This window comes from Bartonella sp. AA168HLJHH, assembly GCF_042197365.1.
In the GTDB taxonomy this organism is placed as follows: domain Bacteria; phylum Pseudomonadota; class Alphaproteobacteria; order Rhizobiales; family Rhizobiaceae; genus Bartonella.
Genome location: NZ_JBHIRS010000018.1, coordinates 1 through 22,354, shown reverse-complemented (window position 1 = coordinate 22,354; position 22,354 = coordinate 1). Strand labels below are relative to the sequence as shown.

The following is a 22,354-nucleotide window of genomic DNA, read 5'->3' as shown; positions in this document are numbered from 1 at the left end:
TTCCATGTTTTATCTCCTTGAATATGCTGGAGATACAATGCCTTTTTGCTAATTATGTTCCAAAAGGGATATAGAGCCGCTAAAAAGGAATAGGAAAATACTTTAAACAAATGTTTGTTATGAGAAGTAAAATGTGGCTATACAATCCAAAAGACCTCACTTATGTCTGAAAAAAAGCGGGCTATCCGTATACTATTATCATATTATCATCGAATTTCTCATGAGAGAGAATAATTTAAAAAAACTGGATACTATCGTTTATTGGTTTCTAGCTTATAAAGTAGGGGGTATATCTGCTTATTTTTATAAAAGTGTTACTGTTTTTATGGGAAGAATATTTATAAAATGAGATTAGAAGGCGCATTTGAAGATAAAAATAAATATCAGTAATGTTCAATTCATAGTGTTATAAAAGATCATGGATTAAGTTAAATAAAAAGCTTATTGAATTGTTATGACATCATATTTGTTAATATGTTACACGATAATTTTTTGATATTTATCTTAGATGAAGAGTTTTATGAAATGAGTAAGATATATTTGGTTGTGAGTTGGTTTGCAGAGAAAGCATTATATTTTATGGTATAGGGGATAGATCAAGATTTTTTACACAATTATTTGTGTTGATAGGGGCTTCAAGCTATTGTTGTGTTATGCGCCGTGTTTATACCATAGTGATTTTGGGGTAGAGACGTTAGAGATTGTTTTTCTGCTTTGCGTTTTGTCGATCAACTTTGATGGATATTGTATAGAAAGTGGGACTGTTGCCGTGGAGAGAGAGATTATGCTTTTGCTTATAATATCAATGAAAAAAGCAGCGGAAGATTACGGCAAAGTATTTGTACAGGAGAGCTTAGTTAGGGAATAACTTTTTAGCTCGTGAAGTTTGTAAAATAAAATGCTTTCTATAAGAAAAATAATATTTTTATAAAGTAAAATAATAACACTTTTAATAATTATTATTTGCATATATAAGCATAAAATATAATTATATTTAATTAAATACTATTTAATAACTACCTAAAAAGTGTGATTTTCTTTATGACTCATAAATATAACTTGCTATTTATTATACTTATCGTATGTTTATCGACGGGAGGATTGATTTCTACCGATATTTTTTTACCGGCACTGGGCGATATGCGTCAATATTATCAAGTGACACAATCTCAAATTCAAAGTGCAGTGGCGGTTTTTTTGTTGGCATTGGCACTTGGACAGCTCATTTATGGGCCGCTGAGTGATAATTTTGGGCGTAAAAAAACACTTCTATTGGGCTTATTCTTGTGGTTATTTACGACACTTGGTGTGATTTATACGGTTCATATTCACGCTTTTCTTGTGTTACGTTTTTTGCAAGGTCTTGGTGCTTGTGCGGGACTTGTCTTAAGTCGTGCAATTATCAATGATTTGTTGGATAAAAAAGCGGCTGGAAAACTTTATTTGATTGTTTTCCCTTTTATTGGAATGTCGCCAGCACTTGCACCTTTCATTGGTGGACTTTTGATACAGGCTTTTCATTGGCAGGCAACTTTTATCTTTTTAAGCTTTTTTATATTTTTGACCATTTTGCTATGTTGTTTTGTGCTAAGCGAAACTCTCCCCCCTCAAAAACGGCAGCATTTTTCTCCTATAGGATTGATGAAGGCATATTTAGGCGTTTTCAGAAATAAACAATTTATTTTTTATGCACTTATTCCGTGTTTTTCTTACGCAGCCTATTTTGCTTATATTGTGGAGTCGCCTTTTTTACTCACGACTTTGGGGTTATCACCGATACACATTAGTTATAGCTATATTGGTGTCTCGTTTCCCTATATTTTGGGAAATCTTTTGGCGCGATGGTTTTTTGAACGCGAGTCTATGGAAAAAACTGTGGGCAGAGGGTACATTATTTTTGTGATAGGTGGTGTGCTGTTTGCTTTGCAAATGTATCTAAGCCCATGGCCCCTTGTGACAAGTTTTATGGCTATTGCTGTTCTTACTTTTGGCAATGGTTTTTTATTGCCGTTAGGAACAGCGTTGGCTATTTCATCGCATCCGAAAGCTGCGGGAGCGGCTTCTGGTGTTATGGGATCTTTGCAATTAGGAAGTGCGGCACTCAGTGCAGCGGTTATCGGAAAAATCTCTGGTCATAGCCCACGGGCTATGGCAACTTTGTTAGCTGTGTGTTGTATGATTGGTTTTATCATTTATATTCAAAAAGCGCGTCATTTTATGACTTCAGAAATAAGCTGAGTAAATGATAAAAAGAAAGCATTATGCGGAAATGCTTTTGATGTTTTACACAAATGGGGCACCTGTACATTAGATGAATTTTTTTTATTAAGTTGCTGGATTGAGTGGATTTAAAATTTGTTACAAGCTTAGTTTGAGTTTAACAAATCGATTATTATGGGGGGAGAATATGAGCCTAGAGTTTCAACATATTTTCATTATATTGGGTGGGAAAATTTCTGGCTCTAATGCATGTTTAAAAATAAGGGGAGGAATTGATCAATGAGCCTTCCTATTATTATTCTTTCTCCTGTAATGCCAATTTGGGATGGTGGTGTTTTTTGTTCTCCATTGACAAAGCTATGTTCAACAAAAGGATTCCCTGTCACTCTGCTGGATACGCTTTCTCTTTTTCCTAAGAGTTCTCATGTTCTCAATTATTCTGCTGTAGACATTTTATCTTTTATGGCAGAAAAACTTAAAAGCTATTTTAAAGAGCCCGCAGTGCTTGTGGGATTTTCTATGGCTGGAACATTGGTACAAATATTGGCAGCCCAGCTTCCCAATGTTCAAGCTGTGCTTGCTGTGAATGCGCCTGGCTATCCAGATAAGGTTTTGCAACGGCGCCTTGGAGATATTCTTGCCTCCTTAGAAAATAATGATTTATCGGGGGCTTTGGAAATACTCAATGGTTTTATGCATCCTTCTGGCGTTATGAAAAAAAGAGTTTTATTGGAGATTCCCGATAAACAAAAAAGCTTGGCAATTGAACGCATGACAAGAGGCTTTAAACTCTTATTAGAAATAGATGCTAGAGATGAGATAGTTAAGTATAAGGGGAAGTTTTTAGCTTTAGTGGGAGAAAAGTCGCAACTTGCAACGGTAAATAATCAGACGAAAAGTCATAATCTGAACCATGAATATAAGATTATCTCTGGTGCTGGTACGCGTTTGTGGGAGGATAATCCTACTATGACGGATGCAGTTATTGATGAGTGGCTGGAGGGATTATGAAAAAGAAAGTTCTTGTATTACCTGGTGATGGGATAGGACCAGAGGTTTGTGATGCTGCGTTGATGGTTTTAGAGCAATTCCAATTGCCGATTGAATTGACTTATGGTGATATTGGTTTTGAATGTTGGAAACAGGAAGGAGCTTCTGTTCCTCAAGCGACTTGGCAAAAAATTACTCAGAGTGATGCTATTTTACTTGGTACTGTGACCAGTAAAGGAAAAGAAGCGGCTTTAAAAGAACTTGCTCCGCATTTAAAAGAGAAAAACCTTGCCTATGTTTCTCCCGCACTTCAAATTCGCCAAAAGTTAGGTTTGTTTGCGAATATACGTCCTGTAAGATACATCTTTGGTCCGAGAAAACCTTTTCATTTTTGTGTTATCAGAGAAAATAGTGAAGGCCTTTATGCTGGATTGGATTTTCGGGGTATTTCTCCTGAAACAGCCGTTTGGCTAAAACATCCAAATTTGACAAAATATGGGCTTGAGGAAGCTGCGTGGACAGTCCGTTTGCAGACACGCTTTGGTTTAGAGCGGTTATTTGAATACGCTTTTTCTTATGCAAGGAAATATAGCTTTAGGCGAGTTACTTTTGCTGATAAGCCCAATGTTATGCGAGAAAGTGGTCAGTTTGCTCAGGAAATTTTTGAGAAAATTGCGCAAAACTATCCGGAAATTGAAGCAGATATTCATAATGTTGATGCGGTTGCTTTGTGGATTGCAACCAAGCCAGAGCGGTTTGGTGTGATTGTTGCTGAAAATATGTTTGGCAATATTCTTTCTGATCTTGGCTCTGGGATAATGGGGGGATTGGGGCTTGCATCTCATGCGAATGTGGGGAGCGAGATTGCTTATTTTGAACCTGTTCATGGAAGCGTACCACGTATTGCTGGACAAAATAAAGCAAATCCTTCTGCGATGCTTTATACCACGGCTTTACTCTTAGAGCACTTAGGCTTTAAAGATGCAGCAAAACAACTGTCTGAGAGTGTTGATCAGGTTATTCGTGCTGGAAAAACCGTTACCTATGATCTTGGAGGTATAGCCTCTACCCGTCAAATGGCTGAAGCTGTTCGCAATTCTCTTATGAATTCTGTCTTTGTTCATCGTGCTGCCATTATTACTATTGGTGATGAACTCCTTTCAGGACAATATTTGAATACGAATTTACAAGATTTAAGCCAAAGCTTGAACAAGAGAAATATTCAAGTCACACGTCATTTTGTTTGTGCTGATCAATTACAGCAAATCAGTGAGACTGTTGTTTCTTGTCTTGGACAAGAAGATCTTATCATTATCAGTGGGGGATTGGGACCAACATCAGATGATAAAACACGCGATGGAGTTGCTCAAGCTGTAAAGCAGCCTTTGGTACATCATGAAGATGTTTGGCAAACAATAAAAGGTCAATTACAACGATTAGGGATTACGGCGGATAAGAGTAATGCACGTCAAGCATTGTTTCCTGAGACAGCAACTGTGCTTGATAATCCTACAGGCACAGCACCAGGGTTTTATCTCTCTTGCGATGGAAGTACACTTGTTGTTTTGCCTGGTCCACCATCACAGGCTCTTGCGCTTTTAGAGAATTATTTAGAACACAACGAGAAGAAATATTTTTCTGTATCGCGTGCGGAGTATGCATGGACTTTGATTGGAATTGATGAAAGTACTATTGCGCAGTGGGTTGATGATCATCTTGAAAATGAACCCTTTGAACGGCATTTTTTATGGAAAAGCCCCTATGTTTTGGTGCAACTGGTTGCTCAATCAGAAGCGCTCTTGGAACAACATTTCGTGGAAGCATTTGAAAATCATTTTCACCCCTATTTAGTTGGGGCAGAAGTTACTACTGCTTGTAAACAATTAGCGATGCATGCAGAGGTTCATTGGTCTGCCAATGATCCGCTGCTTTTAAAATATTTTCAGCCCATAGAAAAAGGTAAACAAGATATTCCACTGCTTGAGGTTGAAGTGAGCCTAGAGCCTTCTTTGGAGACATTAGAAAATCAAGCAGAAAGCCTTGGACATGCTACCATAACTATACGGATGAAAGGTTATGGTGAGGATTATATTACTTTTCCCTATACGCGACCACTTTTAGGTGTCGTCTTACAAGAATATGCAGCTTGGGCTGTCTTAAAAAGATATTTGAAAACGGAGAAGAAAAAATGAAACTCTATGGGGATGTAACAATATTGCTTAAATTATTAAACGTTCTATTATAGGAAGTATTTTGATCCTTTTCTTCAGTGGTTTTTGTCTATAGGATAATTTTTCTTTTGATGTGTCATTAAATGACTTTGATTGATTCAAGATTAAGAAAAACTTTACGATATTAGGCTCGCTATATTCAATATTTATAATGATTAATTATGATTATAAATCAAGATGTTATCTTTCATGGAGCTGATGACAAGGAATCCAGAGACGTCATGTACCGCAAGCGTTGTAGATAATTAAGATTCTTTGTAAATCAAAAAGTGATGGTGTGAAAAGACAAGAAGTCGTGTCATTTACAGGAAAGCTTTGCAAATTTTATTGAACAATATGTCCGTGAAGAGTTTATTGCGAACATGTGCCGTTCTGTTATCTGATAATAAATTGCTGTAAAGAGCTCATAAAATTTTTCCTTTAAGTTTTTGTGTGATTGCATGATCGTTGGGTGTTCACTTCCGAGGGGTGAGATTTTTCAATTTGATAACAGGAAGAACTATTTTTTCTGTAAGACGTGAAGATTTAAGGAGTGATCATTTTACGCTTTTGTTTTCTTTTTGATTGGTAATTTGTAGGAATTTTTTTGGGGAAAATATTTAATGTGGTTAAAAACATTTTATGCGTGTGTGGGAGAAAAATAAAAATGTGGTCTTAATTGTTGATAAGAGTGTCAATATTTTTGATGAACAAATTTTAGTCGTAATTCTTAGTATCTAGATGGGAAGTTTATTGCATTTTTTAACAGTTCGTATTCTATCTGTTGTGATGCGCAGTGGTTTTTTAAGCAAAAAAGAAAGGGCTTTTATGTATCAGATTGATTACAACAGTTATCGTTCTGTCAAAAGTTTTAGTCGTCGCGTTCATTTTCTCGTTATGCATTATACGGCTATTGATTTTAAAGCCTCGATTATGGCGCTTACAGGAGAAAAGGTTAGTGCACACTATCTTGTTCCTGATCCTTCAGAGCAGACATATCGTGAGGCAGGCTTTAAGGATATGCGTATTTTTAATCTGGTTGATGAAAATGAGCGTGCATGGCATGCGGGTGTGAGTTCATGGGCTGGGCATAGTCATCTCAATGATGCATCTATCGGGATTGAAATCGTTAATTTAGCGACTTATCATGATGGGACGGGTATGTTTCCTCCTTATAATCCAATACAAATTGATGCTGTTAAGGAACTTGCCTTGAATATTTTTCAACGGTATCCTGATATTATGCCAACAGATGTTGTGGGACATAGTGATATTGCCATTGGAAGAAAAAGTGATCCAGGAGCAGCTTTTCCATGGAGAGAACTTTATAGCGCAGGTATAGGAGCATGGTATGATGATGAACTAAAAAGTCATTATCAAGAGCAATTCTCTAAGAATTTGCCACCCAAAGAAGATGTTTTGGCGAAGCTAAAATGTTATGGATATGACATTTCTGCTGCGTGTACCCAAACAGGATACAAAGATTTGATCCGAGCATTTCAACTTCATTTTCGTCAAGAAAATTATGATGGGATTCTAGATGTTGAAACAGCAGCAATTCTTTATGCATTGGTTGATAAGTATTTTCCGTGAATTCAATGCGTTTTAATTGAAAATATGGCTTATGATTACGTGTAAGCCTTTTTATTATCAGGAAAGGCTGCTTTTTGCCAATTGGCTTTATGTAAAAAGGGCATTAATCGTGTAAAAAATCCCCTGTACGGTATAAGGCGTTTTATGGAAACATAACTCTGAAAGCTCTATGATTTGCAGAGATTAAATTTTACTGTTTCTTTTCTTCCTTTAAAAACGCGTAAAGTCAAGATGTTGCGTATATCATGGCATGTTCCTTACGCAGGGTAAAACGCTTCAAATAAAATGGATTTGTATTGTATATTTCCATGCTTGTTTTAAAGAAATGTCTTTTAGTGTGTATCACAACATATATTTTACAGCGACGTTCATAGAGAATATAATCTAAAATCCTCTATGAAGTGTATCCTCATTTTTATGCTTAATAAAAGTGCCTAGCATTATCGTACATTTTGTCAGATCTCAATGTTACGACAACCCTTGGAATTTAAAACGATTCATAAAAGGATTTTCTTTACTCGTTTTTATTCACACGGCTCTCTCCGCTTGTCGTGTACAAGTGACAGGTTTTGGTTGATTGAAACATGAAAAATAAAAAATTATGATTATAAATCAATGTGATGTAGGTTCAGGAAAAATAGGGGTATTTACAGATTGCTCCTGATAGGAGGCTCTATTCTTTAGAAGGGGAAGAGGTCAATTCATTTTTTGAAGATATATCGCTTTTCTCTTTTATTGCTTTAGGGAATATTTGCATCGTTTTGACAGCATGTTTCTTGATGATTAAGTTTTTTAATGAAGCCGTGTTATAAAACATTGTGTTTTATAGTGTTGATAGAAGACACATTCAGGCATATCAAAAACACAATGATGTCTTGTTTTTTCAATAGTTTATCTGTTCAGTGTAGAATTTATTTGAGAAGATCATGACCTAAATTAACAAAGGTTAGAAGTAAATTACCAAGAAAGACCAATTTGGTCATAAAGCAAAGGGGTTATTCATGCTTTAAAGGGCAAGGAAGAGATTGTGTTTGAAGTAATGTGTAAACGCCCGTGTGAGGTGCTCTTATCAAGCATATCAGGTTAATCTTCTAAGAGTAGTTTTATGAAACTAAGGCGGTTTTTTTTCGAGAGACAAGACAATACGTATCAGGAAAAGATATTCATGATATTTGATTTCAAAAATAAAAACTGGCAAACCATGTTGCCAGTTTTTAAAAGCTGTAGCTTAAATAGGATTAGAATGAACGCTGTAAACGGATCATACCTTGAAAAGCACTTTTCTTATTGAATAAATGTTTTTCATTATTATTTTTATCCGTCACAACGCGATCATCATTCCAATTAACATAGGTTAATTCAGGTGTAATCACAAATCCTGGAACCAGCGTGTATGTAATATTTACAGAAGTTGCAAAGGTTTTTACAGCACTATAAGAAACTTGAGCATTCAAATTTGCTTTTGGAGTAAGCTTGTAAGTGGCACCCGCCCAAGCAGCCCATTTACCACCCCAGTTTGCATAAATTGTTGTGCTTTTTCGTGATAACTCATCATTTGCATTTACTGTGTAGTAATCAAGGCCATTTTTATAGCCAGCCATTACCCATAGATTGAAACGATCGTTGACATTGAAATCTGCACGTACTTTTCCAGCCCACTTTTTGTAGTAAGTATCATATGCTGCAACTGCTGAAAAACCACCCCATTTTTGCATGAACTTTATACCCAAAACCACATTCGGGGTGTAATTTTTAATGGCTTTACTTGGAAGAGTACCCTCAGTGATAGAAACAAGCTTATCATCTTTATCAATGTAGTATCCTGTTATTCCTGGAAGAGAATCTGCAATATTGCCTAATTCAGCGCCGATAATAGCAGAAAAGCCGGAATCACCATTAAAGGTGTAGGAAATAAAATTAGTGCGTGTTGTGCCGGCAGGCGCTATGCTGTCATCATTGAGAACATTTCCATAACCACCAGTCCAACTGTTGAAAATTGTATCATCAAGACCTACGCGAAAACCACCCAGTTCAATGTAAGCTGCTGCAAGCCTTGCACCAGCTTTATCATTACCATCACCCCAGCTTGAATAAATTCTTGCATATGAACGAAGTGTTCCCATTTCTGTTTCAGAAGCTGCTTGAAAAACAAGGGTGAGCCGTGATGATGCGCCATAGGTTTTTCTTTTGTCTCTTAGTTCAGTTTCGGTTGTTGCATCGATATTATCACCGCCTATAAAATCAGTACGAACATTTCCTGATAAACGCATGCAGGTTTCTGTTCCAGGGATATAAAAATATCCTTTTCCGTAGGCATCACAAACGCGAATATATTCTACAGGCTCAGGTTCGGCGATAACTGTTGAAGCAGCATGTGCTCCAGAAATTGCTAAAAAAGCTGCTGTAGAGCTTAAAAAGAGGGATTTAATATTCATATGGGATCTCCGAGGTCCGGTTAAATTTCTTCTAAAGAGTACCATTTGCCTAACGCATTAAGGACAAAGACATAAGTAAAATACGCAGCACTTGTTATCTTAGCTATAACTAATCTTTTTAGAGTTTCAAATATGAAATTACCTTTTTGTAATATATACATGTACTATTCGAAATGCTGTGGTAAAAAAGACACAATTTTTGTTTTATTAACTTTTGCTCCTTATGGGATCAATAAAGGAAAAAAATTTCAGATATTTGGGAAAAAAATCGAAAATGTCTTGAACTTTCTGTTGATACCATTTATGCCTCTCTGTTGGAGAGGTGGCCGAGTGGTCGAAGGCGCTCCCCTGCTAAGGGAGTAGGGCTCAAAAGGCTCTCGAGAGTTCGAATCTCTTCCTCTCCGCCATCTATTGTTATAAAAGCAGTTGACTGTGTATCGGAATTCTGTTTATCCCGTTGGGATTATGCCTCTCATATAAAAAGCATGTTCTAAACACAAATATACTTGTATTGCCGATTTATGCGCTTGTTTTAAAGAGATATCTTTGCAATGTGTATAAGCCCATTTTGCGACGCTGCCTCGTAAATGGTATAAAACACAAAAGTTTCTGTGAGACATATAAAGCCTTATAAAGCCACATCATTTGTATACTTATGAAGATGCAAAGAGGCATATTATATATCTGCTTATATATCTGCCTTCCTGTTGTTATAGATTTTGACTATGAGAGTTCATAAAAGGCATTTTTCCTTTCTAAATCGTTTTTATTTATACGGCTTTCTTTGCTTATGATGTGCAAGCAAATGATTTTGATTGTTTCAACCATAAAGCAGATTTGAAAAGAAAGAATCTTACAATATTCGCGTTTGGTATATTATCATTATAAATCAACGTGTTGCTTTATATTTGCATTGTGTATTGAAAGTTGGATGTGGCAATGCTCTCAAAAAAGTTATAGATTTCTTTTAGAAGAAAACATTGTGGGTGAAATGTTATGGTTTTCCTCTCATAGAGACTTTTGAGAGTGTTTCATCCATCTCATGACAACCAAACCACACATGAAAAAAGTAATGGTCGGTAATATTAGGTAGTAAGATGGAGAAACTTTTGCAGGAAGAAAAGAAATAATACTCAATACTGTAATTGAAAATATTCTTCCGCTAAAAGAGACAGCACCAACAACACCGGAAATATGCTGCGTTTGTTTTTGGTTAAGTTCTGAGAAAAATAAGCTTTTTGCACCGATCGGTACAGTGCAAATAAATCCATGGATTAAAGAGAAGGCGATGACTGATGCAGCCGTTTGATGGCTATGAACTGAAAAATAGAGCGCTATGCACATCAGCGCAGAAAAGAAGGAAAAATATTTTATAGAATTCTTATATTTTTTATCAAGAACATGATACTTAGACATCAGCAAATTTGAAAAATATTGTGCTGAAAAGGCTCCAATATGGCAGCACATCAAGACGAGCATTTGCGAACCGTTGAGGTGATGAATTTTTCCCCCTAAAAGTATTATTGGTTGCCAGAAATGATAAATAATCTGAATACCAGCGCTAAAAAGGCACATGAGGAAAATAAACCATGCTCCTCCTACTGTATTTTGAAATATCCAGAGCGTTTCCTTGGCATTGTGCAAGATTGTTTTTGTTTTGGACGTTTCAATTGTCGTTTTCTTTTCTTCAGGAACAATAAGGAATATCAAAAAAATAAATCCCATCATGAGGCATGAGATGATATATCCCATAAAATATCGTCCAGAGTAATAGATCGTTCCAATTCCTACAATCCCACTGAGAATACTTCCAAAAGAGTTAACCTGGTGGTAGAGATGAGCATAATGCGAAAAGTGATCCTGTTTATCGCCTAGAGAATGGTAAATCCATCCGTCAATGGCGCTGACAATGATGCAAATGCCTGCTGCATAGAGAATTTGCGCAATAATAAGTGCTGTCATATTGGGAGCTTGAAGGCATAGAAGATAAAATACTCCTGTCATAAAGACCCCAGCCATAACGGAATATTTACGCCGATATCTGTCAGATAAAACAGCGCAGGGAAAATCAAGCAGCAGAATGGTGGTGGAAAAGACAACCTGAAGCAGAGCTAATTGCGCCAGATTCACTCCCATGGACATTAAAAAAATCGCATGGTAAACGCCGATCAGCATGCGGACAGCATTATAGGAGCCATAGGTGAGAGCAAGGGTGCGTGCTCTGTTCATTGTGTTGTTCCATAGATTGTACAATAAGAATTTTCATTGAAAAGAATATTTTTCTGTGAAAAGGTAGCAGTTTCATATCCCCATTCAGGGATTAGTGGAAAGAAGGCTTCCATAACCATCCCAAAATTTAAAAGGTCCCTTAGTCCATATGGGACTTCAAAGCGTATTAATGAGAGCAAATGATGCAATTTTAAAGTGATTATGAGGAGCAACATAAGCCTCATAAATGAGATTGTCATCTTTTGAGGGGAGTTGCTTGTGGGACTGTTGCTTTCATAGCAATCATTTTGTCTAGATCTGTAAAATGATCCTAGGACGGCAAGATCATTGACATAATTAGAACTTATAGAGGCTTGTTTATTTTTTATACACCATTTACTGATCCATTCTCTTTGCTGATCAGCTGAAATAGCACAAATGATCCATAAATCGGTTTTTGGTAATTTTTTGATATCTTTTTTTATAGTCATCAACATTTGTAATCTCCCCCTTTCTTTCTGACTGTTTCTCCGTATCACTTTACGTCTAAAAAAGTTTTTTTCAGAATTCATCTTTACTTTATTTATTAAAAATTTATTAAAAAGATTGTCTCGCAAGGTGCTTTTTAATCACGTCATTACGATTAAGAATTAAATTTCTGATATAAGAGGAAGGGTGCATGATACATTGTGACTAAATACATAAATCCCTCCGTATTCTGAAATGACGATTTCCTTTTGCAAAACAGTATCTTGAATGGAAGCTCGATAACCGTTACGTTGATTATGGAAATGATACCCTAAAAGAGTGCTTATGAGTGCTTGAAGATATTCTTTAGATATTACAGATAGGACAAGAAAATAGTTTAAAAAAATCAAACGTGGGATAAAAGCTTTCATCTTATGATGGGTAATGGTGAATTTTAAACTTCATCTACTGTTTTTTTGAGCTACTGTGCTGTAAGAAAGATCAAACTCCCCCAATTCATGTCTCTAATTTAGATCATTGATCATAAAACATTATATACTGTCTTTTCACATTATAACTTTGCTCATTGCTTGTCTTCACTGATTAAATCAACATTTCTCTAAAAATGCCGCTTGAGAAAAATGCATCCTATCAGTTTAATATTCTATGATCTTTTAATTAATTTAAAGAAGATAACATAAAATATACGATAAAAAATGAATAAATTTCAATTTTTATAAAAAAACAAACTTTTTACTGTTGCTGATAAAAAACAAAGCTATATTAAAAGTAGCCTTTATACCCTTCAATATCATTGATTTTTGGTTGTTACCGGATGAAGGCTCCTTTGTTTTGGAAAGAGCGGAGCAGAATTTAAGAGCAGAATGGGCGCGTGCGCAAAAGCTTGTCCTTGATCTCTCTTTAAGTTGGATACTAAGCCGCTTGATGGTTGAGGGTGTTCACCATGTGAACACAACGCAACCTTGTAAGGATATTTTAGTCATACCTGATGAAGCAGAGCTTTAGGGGATATTGTCATGTTTGAACGGGGGCGTGCTTATTGATTTCCTCGTTGTTATTGCTGCTTAATTTCAGCCATTATTTTTCTGAAAAAGAAGCTTTGTAGGGAGAAGATCATACATGGAGCAGAGTGTAAAACGATGAAATGCATATAACTGATCCAGTAATGTTGACAATAATCGCTCAATATGTTGCTCTGATTACTTAAACAAATGGCTAGATTGGCTTTTATTCTCTGAGATAAGTGTTACTCTCGATGAGATAGAACGCGGATGAGGGAGCTATCAGTTAAGGGATTAAGAGTAATGGGGGGAAAATAATCGTCAAGATTTGAGTTATTTCAAAATCGCTGTATTCGGTATGATTATTATGATTTTGGGGATGGGAATTGGGCGATTTTTCTATACGCCGGTATTTCCAGTTATGTTGGATGAAGGATTGTTTACCTTTAAGCAACTTTCTTATATAGCTAGTGCTAATTATGGCGGTTATTTAGTTGGGAGTATGTTTTTTTGTTTTGCAGAGTTGGGAATATATCCCGTGCTCCCTACATGCTATTTGGTGCAGCTATAGTGACGAGTGTACTTATTTTTGCCATGGCGTTAACAACAAACTTTTACTTGGTCTTCTTTATCCGCTTTGCTGCCGGTATCGCGAGTGCAGCAATGATGATTTTTGGTTCTATGACGGTTATGCAGCATAGTCACAAGCTGTGGGTTATTGCTTCGCTCTATGCAGGTGTGGGAGTTGGTATTCTGCTGGGTAATGAGTATGTTATTATTGGTTTGAGTAAATCGCTGAACGCGAAAAATATTTGGTTTGGAGCTGGTTTTATATCTGTTGTATTATTGCTCTTGTTGTTTATTTTATTTCCACGTCGTGTTGATGCGTCTCAATTTGCTATTAATGAGTCATTGGCACACGAAAATATCGTTTGGTGGGAACTCGCTCTGATTTATGGGCTTGCTGGGTTTGGTTATATTATTGTCGCGACATATCTTCCTCTGATGGCGAAAACATTTAATTTCCCACTACTTGCTAACCACTTATGGTCGTTTGTCGGAATTGCCATTGTTCCTAGTTGTTTCATTTGGTTATGGGGAGCCCATCGGTGGGGGGTATTACGTTGTCTGATGCTCAATTTGCTTATCCAAGGAGGATGCGTATTACTGACATTATTCAGCCAGTCTCTTGTACTGATCGTTCTCAGTTGTATAGGGTTTGGATTTACTTTTATGGGGACGACTTCTTTAGTTATGCCGTTAGCTAAGCGTTTATATGCGCCGTATGGTATAAATCTGCTAGGCTTGGCTACCTTAACTTACGGTTTTGGCCAAATATTAGGACCTCTCTTGACGAGTTTTTTACAGTCTGGTTCATATGCCATTGCGCTTTCCGTTATCTGTGGTGCTGTAGCGCTTTTTGCCGCTGCTGGAATCTGTCAATATTGTCTTTGTAAAAAGGTCGTTGACGTTTCATAAATCCGCAATCTTCACTAAAAAGTCAGAGAATTTATTCCATTCTTTTTGAAACATTTTGTGAAAGTCAAATTATTCTATTAGGGGAGATTACAGAATGCTTCACTCTACAGTCGCTATTTTGGGCGTTTGTCCTCGTGGGATCAGTATTCTCGAACGCTTGCTCACACTTTATTCCCATTATCCATTTTCTGGAAACATTATTGATTAATCCCAATGAGATGGGAACTGGTTCCCATAGTGTGCATCAGCCAGATCATTTATTGGTTAACACTGTCGCTTGCCAGATTACTTTATTTGGTGATGATACAGTTAAGGGGGTAGGGCCTATTCATAAGGGGCCGAATTTTTATCAATGGGCTAGTCAACAAGGTTATCGTAATATTAACGGTGTTTTTTCTCGTACAGAGCATGATGTTGGGAGAGAAATCAAAGAAAATGATTATTTATCACGTCGTTTGTTAGGGGAATACCTGTCTTGGGCTTACCAAGAGCTCACGCAAGATTTACCTTTCGCTATTCGTATTAAGGAGATCCGACAAAAAGTTATCAATCTCCATATCCACCAAGATCATAAAACGGATGTTCTTTTGGAAGATGGCTGTCGTTACAGTGTAGATTTTGTTTCCATGACCACGGGTCACGGTATGAATATATATTCATCGCATGATGAAAGCCTGCAACAGTTTGTGGCTGGTCACCAAATGAAAAACGCTCTTCTGAACTATTATTCGAATCCTTATCCAATTGAAAAGTTGGACTCTATACAATCTCAGTCTCGTGTGCTGGTGCAGGGAATTGGATTAACTAGCTATGATGTCTTGTCGCAATTGACTTACGGTCGCGGTGGGACTTTTACTGAAAATGCTGGACAATTGCGCTACATGCCAAGCGGCAAAGAACCTGCGACAGCTCTATTCTTCCGTCAAACATTGCCTTTTAGTAGTCGCGGGATTAATCAAAAGGGTGGTAGTGGGCAATACATACCATCATTCCTTATTCTCGATGCAATACATCATCTGCGTAAGCAATCCAGCATTGCTAACGGTTCTCCGAAGCTGGGTTTCGAAACGCAGCTTTTACCTCTGTTGCTTAAAGAAATGTGTTATGTCTATCGAAGTACGCAGCTGGGGCACTGGCTAGACCCTGAAACCTATGTTGTTACTTCCAAAGACGAGCAGTGTATTCAAGCGTTGCTGTATCCTCATCGAAATAAAATATTTGCCTCTTTGAAGGATTATACAAGATTCTTCATGGAGCATTTGAAGGAAGATCTTCATTCTTCCGCTGCAGGTAATGTTGATGGCCCAGTGAAAGCTGCTACAGATGTGCTACGAGATGTCCGTGATATCTTACGTTCAGCAATTGATTTTTGCGGGTTAACGTCTTCATCTCACAAGTACTTTATTGAATATTTTAATCCAAACTTTAACCGTATTTCTGTCGGCCCACCGATGCAGCGAAACCAAGAGTTGAAGGCTCTGATGGAGGCTGGTATCGTGACTTTGGCTGGCGGACCTTCACCTAAACTTGTTCTCAATGCTAGTACCAGCCGTTTCGAAATTCAGTCTGTTTTTCAAGATGAAAACAGTTCAGTTGATGGAGATGTGCTGATCAAGGCCAAGATTGATCGTTTTTCTCCGTTGCGTGATGAGTCCCCTTTTATCCAGAATTTGGCTGGTCAGGGCATCATTCGACCATTTATCAACCAAGGATATCATCCTGGTGGTATTGATATTGACCGTCGGCAGCATCCTATAGACACTAAAGGGCAAATACAAAATACATTATGGGTGGTCGGTAATCCAGTAGAGGGGCCCAATTTTTATACATATATTTTGCCTAGGCCTTTAGTTAATTCTCGTGCACTGCGGGATGCAGGGCGCTGTGTCACTGACATGTACGAGCAGCTTCTTAATCGCTACTCAGTCAAAGATTCAACAATTAATGTACATTGATGATGTAAAAAGCTTCCTGATACGCATGTCCTCCGTATCCGTTATAATGGCGATGCTGATGCTATTCATTTTTCTTATGTCTATCTCAATAAGAACTTGGTTTCTTATTCCATTGGCTGGAGTGACTGTTTTCGGTTATTTGCTTTTGACGATACCATACTGGTGGTTGAAGGGGAATGCACGCAGTGGTGTGTTCATCCTGTTGGCTTGTGCTTTAGTGCTGATATGGCGTTGGCACTTGCCTGATGTTCGTACTGTGCTTGTGCGTTTTGCTGATGTCTTTTGGCTATTACTCGCCATGGGATTGTTGCGCCATGTGATGAATACATGGCGTATTTCAGAATTTCTCTCTGAACGGTTGATGCGCTATGGAAAGGGTTCGCTTACCCTGTCCATCGCGATACTGACTGCGTTTTTAGCTTGGCCGATGAGTTTGGGGGTTATCCCCCTAATGATTGATGCCTTGAAGAAAAGTGTTTTTCCCTCTCGCGATTTGGCCGCTATTGTGATGCGAATGATGAGCATCACGATGGTACTGATGCCGACCAGCATCGGTGCAGCAACAGTTTTCGCTGCTATGCCTAGAACACCAATATTCACATCCGCTGCTTGGGGATACCACTTTTTCTATTTAGTCTGTTGTTGTTGTGCATTTCTCCAGTTGTACCGCTAGCTAACCCGATTATTTGCGATGAGAGAAGAGCGAATAAAGAAGGAGAGAGAGTAAGAATTTGGATTTTTTTGATATTTTTCTGGCTAATATTTATCGTTGCGTTGACAGTTATTAGGTTGAATGCACTAGAAAGCATTGCATTGACGGCGAGCATTCTATACCTCATTGAGCGTGGGAGTTCACGCAGTATTGATTTTTTGACTCCTTTGGTGGCAGTGATACGCAGTATATCCAGTGAAATTATGTTGTTGCTAGGTTGTAGTCTGCTAATATCTACGTGTGATTTGCTTATTCCTTTGTTGCCGGTGACGTTTAGTCACTCATTGGCATCACTCTCTGTTTGGCAGCGTTATGCCTGTATTCTCTTTGTATTGCCAATTTTCAGTGTAGTAGGAATTCACCCTATGGTGCTATTTAGTTTGGCATTTCCCTTACTAGGGTCATCGATGGCTTATGGGGTTATGGATTATTTGGTTTGGATTTGCTTCTTTATTGCAGCTCAACTCCTTTCTCCTGTATCAATAAATGCTATTTTTGCTTCCAGTAGCCTGCATATTTCACCGGTGGATACGAGCTTTAAAATGCATAGTTATTATGTATTAATATTTAATCTTTTTGCGTTCATTTATTTGAGCTTTTTTATTCAATATTTGTAAATTATGGAGATCTTATGCCTTACATAAATATTAAAATTACTAATGAAGGGGTTACCTCTGAACAGAAACGGCAACTAATAGAAGGGGCAACTCAATTATTAGTTAATATTCTGAATAAAAATCCGAAAACGACTGTTGTCGTGATTGATGAAGTGGAGACAGACAATTGGGGTATTGGTGGTGTCCCCATTACAGAATTAAGAAAAGCTCAAAATAAAGAATAACTCTGTGTATTTGACAATAATTTAAGGTCAATAGGGTTAATCAATGTAAAAAATCGCGTCCTTTAACAACATTTGATCAGACCGCCATTGGGGCGGTTGTCACAGCGCCTGATGCCGATGCACAAACCTACCCCCTCAACGAGCCTGTCCTTCTTTTTACGCATGAGACGGAGAAAATCCAAAAGCTTGGGATAAGAGGCACGGCTCTTGATGTTGTTAATGCTGTATGTGCGCAGGGGATTGAGGCACAAATTATCCTTGTGCGTGTGGAAGAAAAGTCAACCATTGCTGAGACACAAACCGAAATGGTGGGATCCAATACTCACTTGACCGGTGTGCATGCTTTAGCGCATGCGCGGGGGCATTTGGGGGTGGAGCCTGGGATTTTACTGGCACCGGCTTATAGTGCAGGGCGGATTGACAATGGCAAAAACCCTGTGGCAGACGCTTTGGAACAGGTTGCAGAAAAGTTGCAAGCGATTGCGGTTTTTGATACGGGGGGTAAAAATGCGGAAGAAAGCCTTGCCTATCGTGCAGATTTTTCCTCACGCTTTTGTTATTTGATTGATCCCTTTGTACGGGTGGCAAATCGTGAGGGGGGTGTTAGTGTTAAACCCGCAAGTCCTTTTGCTGCCGCCATGTTTATCAAACGGGACAAGCAAAGGGGCGGTGTTTTTTGGTCTCCTTCCAACCAAGATGTGCATGGCATTTTAGGGACAGCACGCCCCATTAGCTATTTTGATGGCGAAATTGATCATGAGGCAAATCGTCTCAATCAAGCCGATATTGCGACCTTTATTCCAGCACGGCTTAGCCAAGACTCGCATGGGCAAATGGCTGCCAATGGGCGCATTTTATGGGGAAATCATACCACCTCCAGTGATCCACTTTGGCGCTTTGTCAATGTGGTGCGCACCCGTGCAGCTTTGGAAAAAACCATCATTAACAATTTGCGCCCTTGGGCCAATGATGAGAATCTGACTGGTCAACATGTTATTGCCATTACCCGCTCTTTGACCAGCTTTCTTGATGATATGATTGCACGCGGTGCACTGCTTGGTGGGCGGGTTTGGTTTGATCGTGATTTAAATTCAAACAGCACTTTACAACTGGGGAAATTGCGGGTGGAATTTGATGCAGAAGAAGTGCCACCTTTAGAAGATTTGAGTTTCGGCAGCCGGCGCAATAGCGCTTATTTTGATCGTTTGGCTGAAGATATCCAAAAGAAAATGACTTATCAATTTGGCGATACGCTTGAAACTTATCGCAAAGCAGCAAGGAGTTAAAGCATGACTTTACGCATTGTACGCGGTTTTACCTTGATTGTTGATGATGATGTGAATCTTCACCTTGATCTTGAAACATTGAAACTGCCCACGTTGGAAGAAATTACAGAAACCTATCAACCAGGGGGCTCTGATATGCAAATTGATGTGAGCGGTCTTGGTGTGAAAGCTTTGAGCATGCAAATGAAAATCCGCAGCCATACCCCTGAGGTCATCGGTATTTTTGGTGGTCCTCCTGGTCTTCGTCATAAATTTACCGGCAAAAAACATGTGATCTCTGAAGAAGATGGGCGTGAGCATGAACATTCCATTGATGTGACAGGGCGGTTGGTCAAAGTCGATAGCGAAGGCTTAACGGCTGGAAAAGCGACAGGCTATGATTGCGAGATCAAAAATATTTGGGACTATACGGAATTTTGGGATGGTTCTGTTTTGCACCGCTTTTCCTTTAAACGGGGCGGCTGGCTTGTCCGCAACGGGCAAGAGATCGGTTCTCGCCGCCGCTCTATTCTCAACTTATAGGAATTGATCATGACAAGTTTACAAACCAGCATTGACGTGGAATTGCAGGTTCCGTTTCTTTATCAAGATAAAGGTGGCAAAGAATCTCTATGCAAGAAACTGACCTTTTATCGCCCCACTTTTAAGCATGCCAAGCAATTAGCGGTGCTCATTGGACCACAATTGACAGAGCTGCTGCTTCCTGAGTTTGGAGAGCAAAAAACCACTTTGAGCAATGATGTGCTTATCACGAAGCTTTCTCAAGTTTTGTTCACAAGTGAGGCAACAGAAGGCATCACAGCACTTTTGGCTGATATGTCACATGAATCTATTGAATTGATTGATCGAGTTGATGTGATGGATATTGTCGCAATATTGAAGGCTTTTTTTGCTTTTTTTACGCAACGCCAATCCTCTCTGCCAGACAATTTGGAGCAGAACTAGCGCTTTATTATCACTGGGCGCCTTCAGAGATTAACCAGATGGATTGGCTGGATGTGATTGCCTATCGAGAAGAACTCGCACGCCTGAAACAACAAGAATATGAAAGTCATCAGTTAGGATAAAGAATCGTCATGGATGTTTCCCTTGTTGTGCGTTTTGTCAATCATCTGCAAGAGGGGATCGCTTCTGCCAAGCGGGATCTTGCAGCCTTTAGTTCAGATGTTGCACATTTCCAAAACAAGACAAGGCAGCATTTTAAAGGGTGGTTTGACCCTGAGCATCTTGAGGATGCGACAAAGAATGCGGAAAATGCTTTTAACCATGCGCGGGGGCGTATGGTGGGTGCCATTGCGCAAACAGCAACCTTAATTGCACCGCTCTATAAAGCCATGCAATTTGATCAATCGATGAAGGGCTTGGAAAAGGTTCTCGATGCCCCCCTTGATCGCTTAAAGGAATTGCGCCGTTTTGCGCTTGAAACCTCCACCAAGATTCCGTTAGCGGCGCGTGAAGTCTTAGAATTGATGACCAGTGCCAGCCAAGCAGGGATTGGCGAACAAGATCTAGAAGCTTTTAGCATTTATGCCGCTAAAGCAGCTGTAGCTTTTGATATGACGGGAGATCAGATTGGGGAGCGCTTTGCCAAGTTGCGCAATGTCTTTAAGCTTAATCAGGCAGGCATTGAAGATCTAGGCGATGCTATCAATCATCTCTCTAACCACATGGCGGCCAAGGCAAGTGAAGTTTCTGATTTTACCAATCGTGCCACCGGTGCGGCAACCATGTTTAAGCTCACCGCGCGGGAAACCGCAGCATTTGGTACGGCGATGATTTCTGCTGGTATTGTTCCAGAGAGTGCCGCGCGTGGTTTTAATGCCATGAGTGCCCGTATTCAGGCAGGAGGCAAGCATATTGAAGATGCTTTTGCCAATATCGGGCTTTCTCGCGAAAAATTCATGCAAGATCTGGACAAAGATGCCACAGGTACCTTGGTGCGCTTTTTTAATGTGTTGGGTAAATCCGAACAGGGGATGCGCTCGCTGATTGCCATTGCTGGGCGCGATTTTACTGGTGATTTTGCCAAATTGGTGGGTAACCCCGAATTGTTAGGGCAAGCTTTAGATTATGTGAAAGATCCACAAGTCTTTAAAGGTTCTGTAGAACAAGAAGCAGACAAACAAGCAACCGGTGCCATGCGGCAATTTGAACTCTTGCAAAACCGTATTGTGGCTCTGGGCATCACCATTGGTGAAGTGCTTCTGCCCCCCCTCAACAGTTTGATGGAAAGTGTTGGCAATTTTACCAATGGGCTTATGGCGTGGGCGAATGCCCATCCCACTTTAACAAGCGCTATTATCAAAACCATTGCCGCTCTGATGGCTTTTAATATTGCTCTGCGCGTGTTGCGCTTTACCATGGCTGGCACACGTCTTGGGCTTCTTCAATTGATGGGCTCTTTTATTAAGCTTAGAGTACTCAGTCGTGGTGTTGCTGCAAGCTGGCGGGGCTTAGCAGCCGCAGGGCGCTCGCTGGGCTTGCTAACCGCGGGTCTTGGGGCAAGTTCACTCCGACTCTTACGCCCCATGACCTTGTTGGTCGGGGCTTTACGGGGGATTGCTGTCTCAGGAAGTGCATTTGCTGCTTCTTTTGGTTGGATCGGGACAGTGATCGAAGTGGTTGGAGCTGGTATTGCCTCTGTTGCGGGGGCTATTTTTACCCCGATCGGGGCGGTCATTGCTGCTGTTGTGGCTGTCATCCTTGCTGCTGGTTTTGCTTTGTGGAAATATTGGGATCGTTTTTCTTCTTTTGTCAAAGGTTTTGCACGGGGGGTATCTCGGGCTTGGGGGCGTGCCTTTGAAGCCGTCATGCGCTTTTTTGGTGCCGATACGGCAACCATCACCAAATGGAAAAACATCATTGCTGCTGCTTTTGATCTCTCTTCCCATTGGCAAAAGTTTAAACAAGGACTTTCCTCTGTTGTCGAGTGGTT

Annotated in this window: 15 protein-coding genes, 1 tRNA gene and 2 pseudogenes; 15 read left to right on the top strand and 3 right to left on the bottom strand. The window is 39.2% G+C overall.

Features of this window, described 5'->3' with window-relative positions:
* Nucleotides 1–1,041 precede the first annotated feature (1,041 nt).
* From ACFINM_RS08210 to ACFINM_RS08195, 4 genes are all read left to right on the top strand, one after another.
* Nucleotides 1,042–2,238: a multidrug effflux MFS transporter gene (locus tag ACFINM_RS08210; RefSeq protein WP_375641053.1), complete on the top strand. Its 1,197-nt coding sequence runs from the start codon at nucleotides 1,042–1,044 to the stop codon at nucleotides 2,236–2,238.
* Nucleotides 2,239–2,499: 261 nt separating this feature from the next.
* Complete coding sequence (locus tag ACFINM_RS08205; RefSeq protein ID WP_375630347.1) at nucleotides 2,500–3,231, top strand: alpha/beta fold hydrolase; 732 nt, start codon at nucleotides 2,500–2,502, stop codon at nucleotides 3,229–3,231.
* A complete protein-coding gene (locus tag ACFINM_RS08200; protein ID WP_375641052.1) occupies nucleotides 3,228–5,402 on the top strand; it encodes an isocitrate/isopropylmalate family dehydrogenase in 2,175 nt (724 codons plus the stop codon). Before ACFINM_RS08205 ends, ACFINM_RS08200 begins: the two co-directional genes overlap by 4 nt.
* Nucleotides 5,403–6,248: 846 nt before the next feature.
* Entirely contained in the window at nucleotides 6,249–7,013 is a 765-nt protein-coding gene (locus ACFINM_RS08195) for an N-acetylmuramoyl-L-alanine amidase (protein ID WP_375612480.1), read from the top strand.
* A 1,238-nt stretch (nucleotides 7,014–8,251) separates the two neighbouring features.
* Here the strand turns inward: ACFINM_RS08195 and ACFINM_RS08190 are convergent.
* The gene (locus ACFINM_RS08190; RefSeq protein WP_375621717.1) at nucleotides 8,252–9,448 is read right to left on the bottom strand and encodes a porin; all 1,197 of its coding nucleotides are present in this window, start codon (nucleotides 9,446–9,448) and stop codon (nucleotides 8,252–8,254) included.
* A 316-nt stretch (nucleotides 9,449–9,764) separates the two neighbouring features.
* On the opposite strand from ACFINM_RS08190, the gene ACFINM_RS08185 reads away from it, so the two are divergent.
* Nucleotides 9,765–9,855, top strand: a tRNA-Ser gene (locus tag ACFINM_RS08185).
* A gap of 601 nt (nucleotides 9,856–10,456) precedes the next feature.
* Here ACFINM_RS08185 and ACFINM_RS08180 read toward each other — a convergent pair.
* Both ACFINM_RS08180 and ACFINM_RS08175 read right to left on the bottom strand, forming a co-directional pair.
* Nucleotides 10,457–11,677 (bottom strand): MFS transporter, encoded by a 1,221-nt coding sequence (locus tag ACFINM_RS08180; protein WP_375641051.1) that lies wholly within the window; start codon nucleotides 11,675–11,677, stop codon nucleotides 10,457–10,459.
* On the bottom strand, nucleotides 11,674–12,147 hold the full coding sequence (locus tag ACFINM_RS08175; RefSeq protein WP_375621715.1) for a hypothetical protein: 474 nt from the start codon (nucleotides 12,145–12,147) through the stop codon (nucleotides 11,674–11,676). Before ACFINM_RS08175 ends, ACFINM_RS08180 begins: the two co-directional genes overlap by 4 nt.
* Nucleotides 12,148–12,940: 793 nt before the next feature.
* Here ACFINM_RS08175 and ACFINM_RS08170 point away from each other — a divergent pair.
* From ACFINM_RS08170 to ACFINM_RS08125, 10 genes and pseudogenes are all read left to right on the top strand, one after another.
* Nucleotides 12,941–13,188 (top strand): annotated as a pseudogene (locus tag ACFINM_RS08170) (baseplate assembly protein); the annotation flags it as partial.
* A gap of 316 nt (nucleotides 13,189–13,504) precedes the next feature.
* Nucleotides 13,505–14,625, top strand: a pseudogene (locus ACFINM_RS08165) (YbfB/YjiJ family MFS transporter).
* A gap of 200 nt (nucleotides 14,626–14,825) precedes the next feature.
* Nucleotides 14,826–16,580 carry an FAD/NAD(P)-binding protein gene (locus tag ACFINM_RS08160; protein ID WP_375641050.1) on the top strand — a complete coding sequence of 585 codons (1,755 nt, stop codon included), beginning with the start codon at nucleotides 14,826–14,828 and terminating at the stop codon, nucleotides 16,578–16,580.
* Between the two features lie 58 nt (nucleotides 16,581–16,638).
* Nucleotides 16,639–17,253 (top strand): hypothetical protein, encoded by a 615-nt coding sequence (locus ACFINM_RS08155; RefSeq protein ID WP_375641049.1) that lies wholly within the window; start codon nucleotides 16,639–16,641, stop codon nucleotides 17,251–17,253.
* Nucleotides 17,226–17,909 carry a hypothetical protein gene (locus ACFINM_RS08150; RefSeq protein ID WP_375641048.1) on the top strand — a complete coding sequence of 228 codons (684 nt, stop codon included), beginning with the start codon at nucleotides 17,226–17,228 and terminating at the stop codon, nucleotides 17,907–17,909. Before ACFINM_RS08155 ends, ACFINM_RS08150 begins: the two co-directional genes overlap by 28 nt.
* A gap of 14 nt (nucleotides 17,910–17,923) precedes the next feature.
* Complete coding sequence (locus tag ACFINM_RS08145; protein WP_375607418.1) at nucleotides 17,924–18,133, top strand: 2-hydroxymuconate tautomerase family protein; 210 nt, start codon at nucleotides 17,924–17,926, stop codon at nucleotides 18,131–18,133.
* A 260-nt stretch (nucleotides 18,134–18,393) separates the two neighbouring features.
* Nucleotides 18,394–19,419 (top strand): phage tail sheath family protein, encoded by a 1,026-nt coding sequence (locus tag ACFINM_RS08140; protein ID WP_375641047.1) that lies wholly within the window; start codon nucleotides 18,394–18,396, stop codon nucleotides 19,417–19,419.
* Nucleotides 19,420–19,422: 3 nt separating this feature from the next.
* Entirely contained in the window at nucleotides 19,423–19,941 is a 519-nt protein-coding gene (locus tag ACFINM_RS08135; protein ID WP_375608794.1) for a phage major tail tube protein, read from the top strand.
* Nucleotides 19,942–19,950: 9 nt separating this feature from the next.
* The gene (locus ACFINM_RS08130) at nucleotides 19,951–20,364 is read left to right on the top strand and encodes a hypothetical protein (RefSeq protein ID WP_375641046.1); all 414 of its coding nucleotides are present in this window, start codon (nucleotides 19,951–19,953) and stop codon (nucleotides 20,362–20,364) included.
* Between the two features lie 131 nt (nucleotides 20,365–20,495).
* The coding region (locus ACFINM_RS08125; RefSeq protein ID WP_375641045.1) for a phage tail tape measure protein at nucleotides 20,496–22,354 on the top strand (1,859 nt) is incomplete at its 3' end.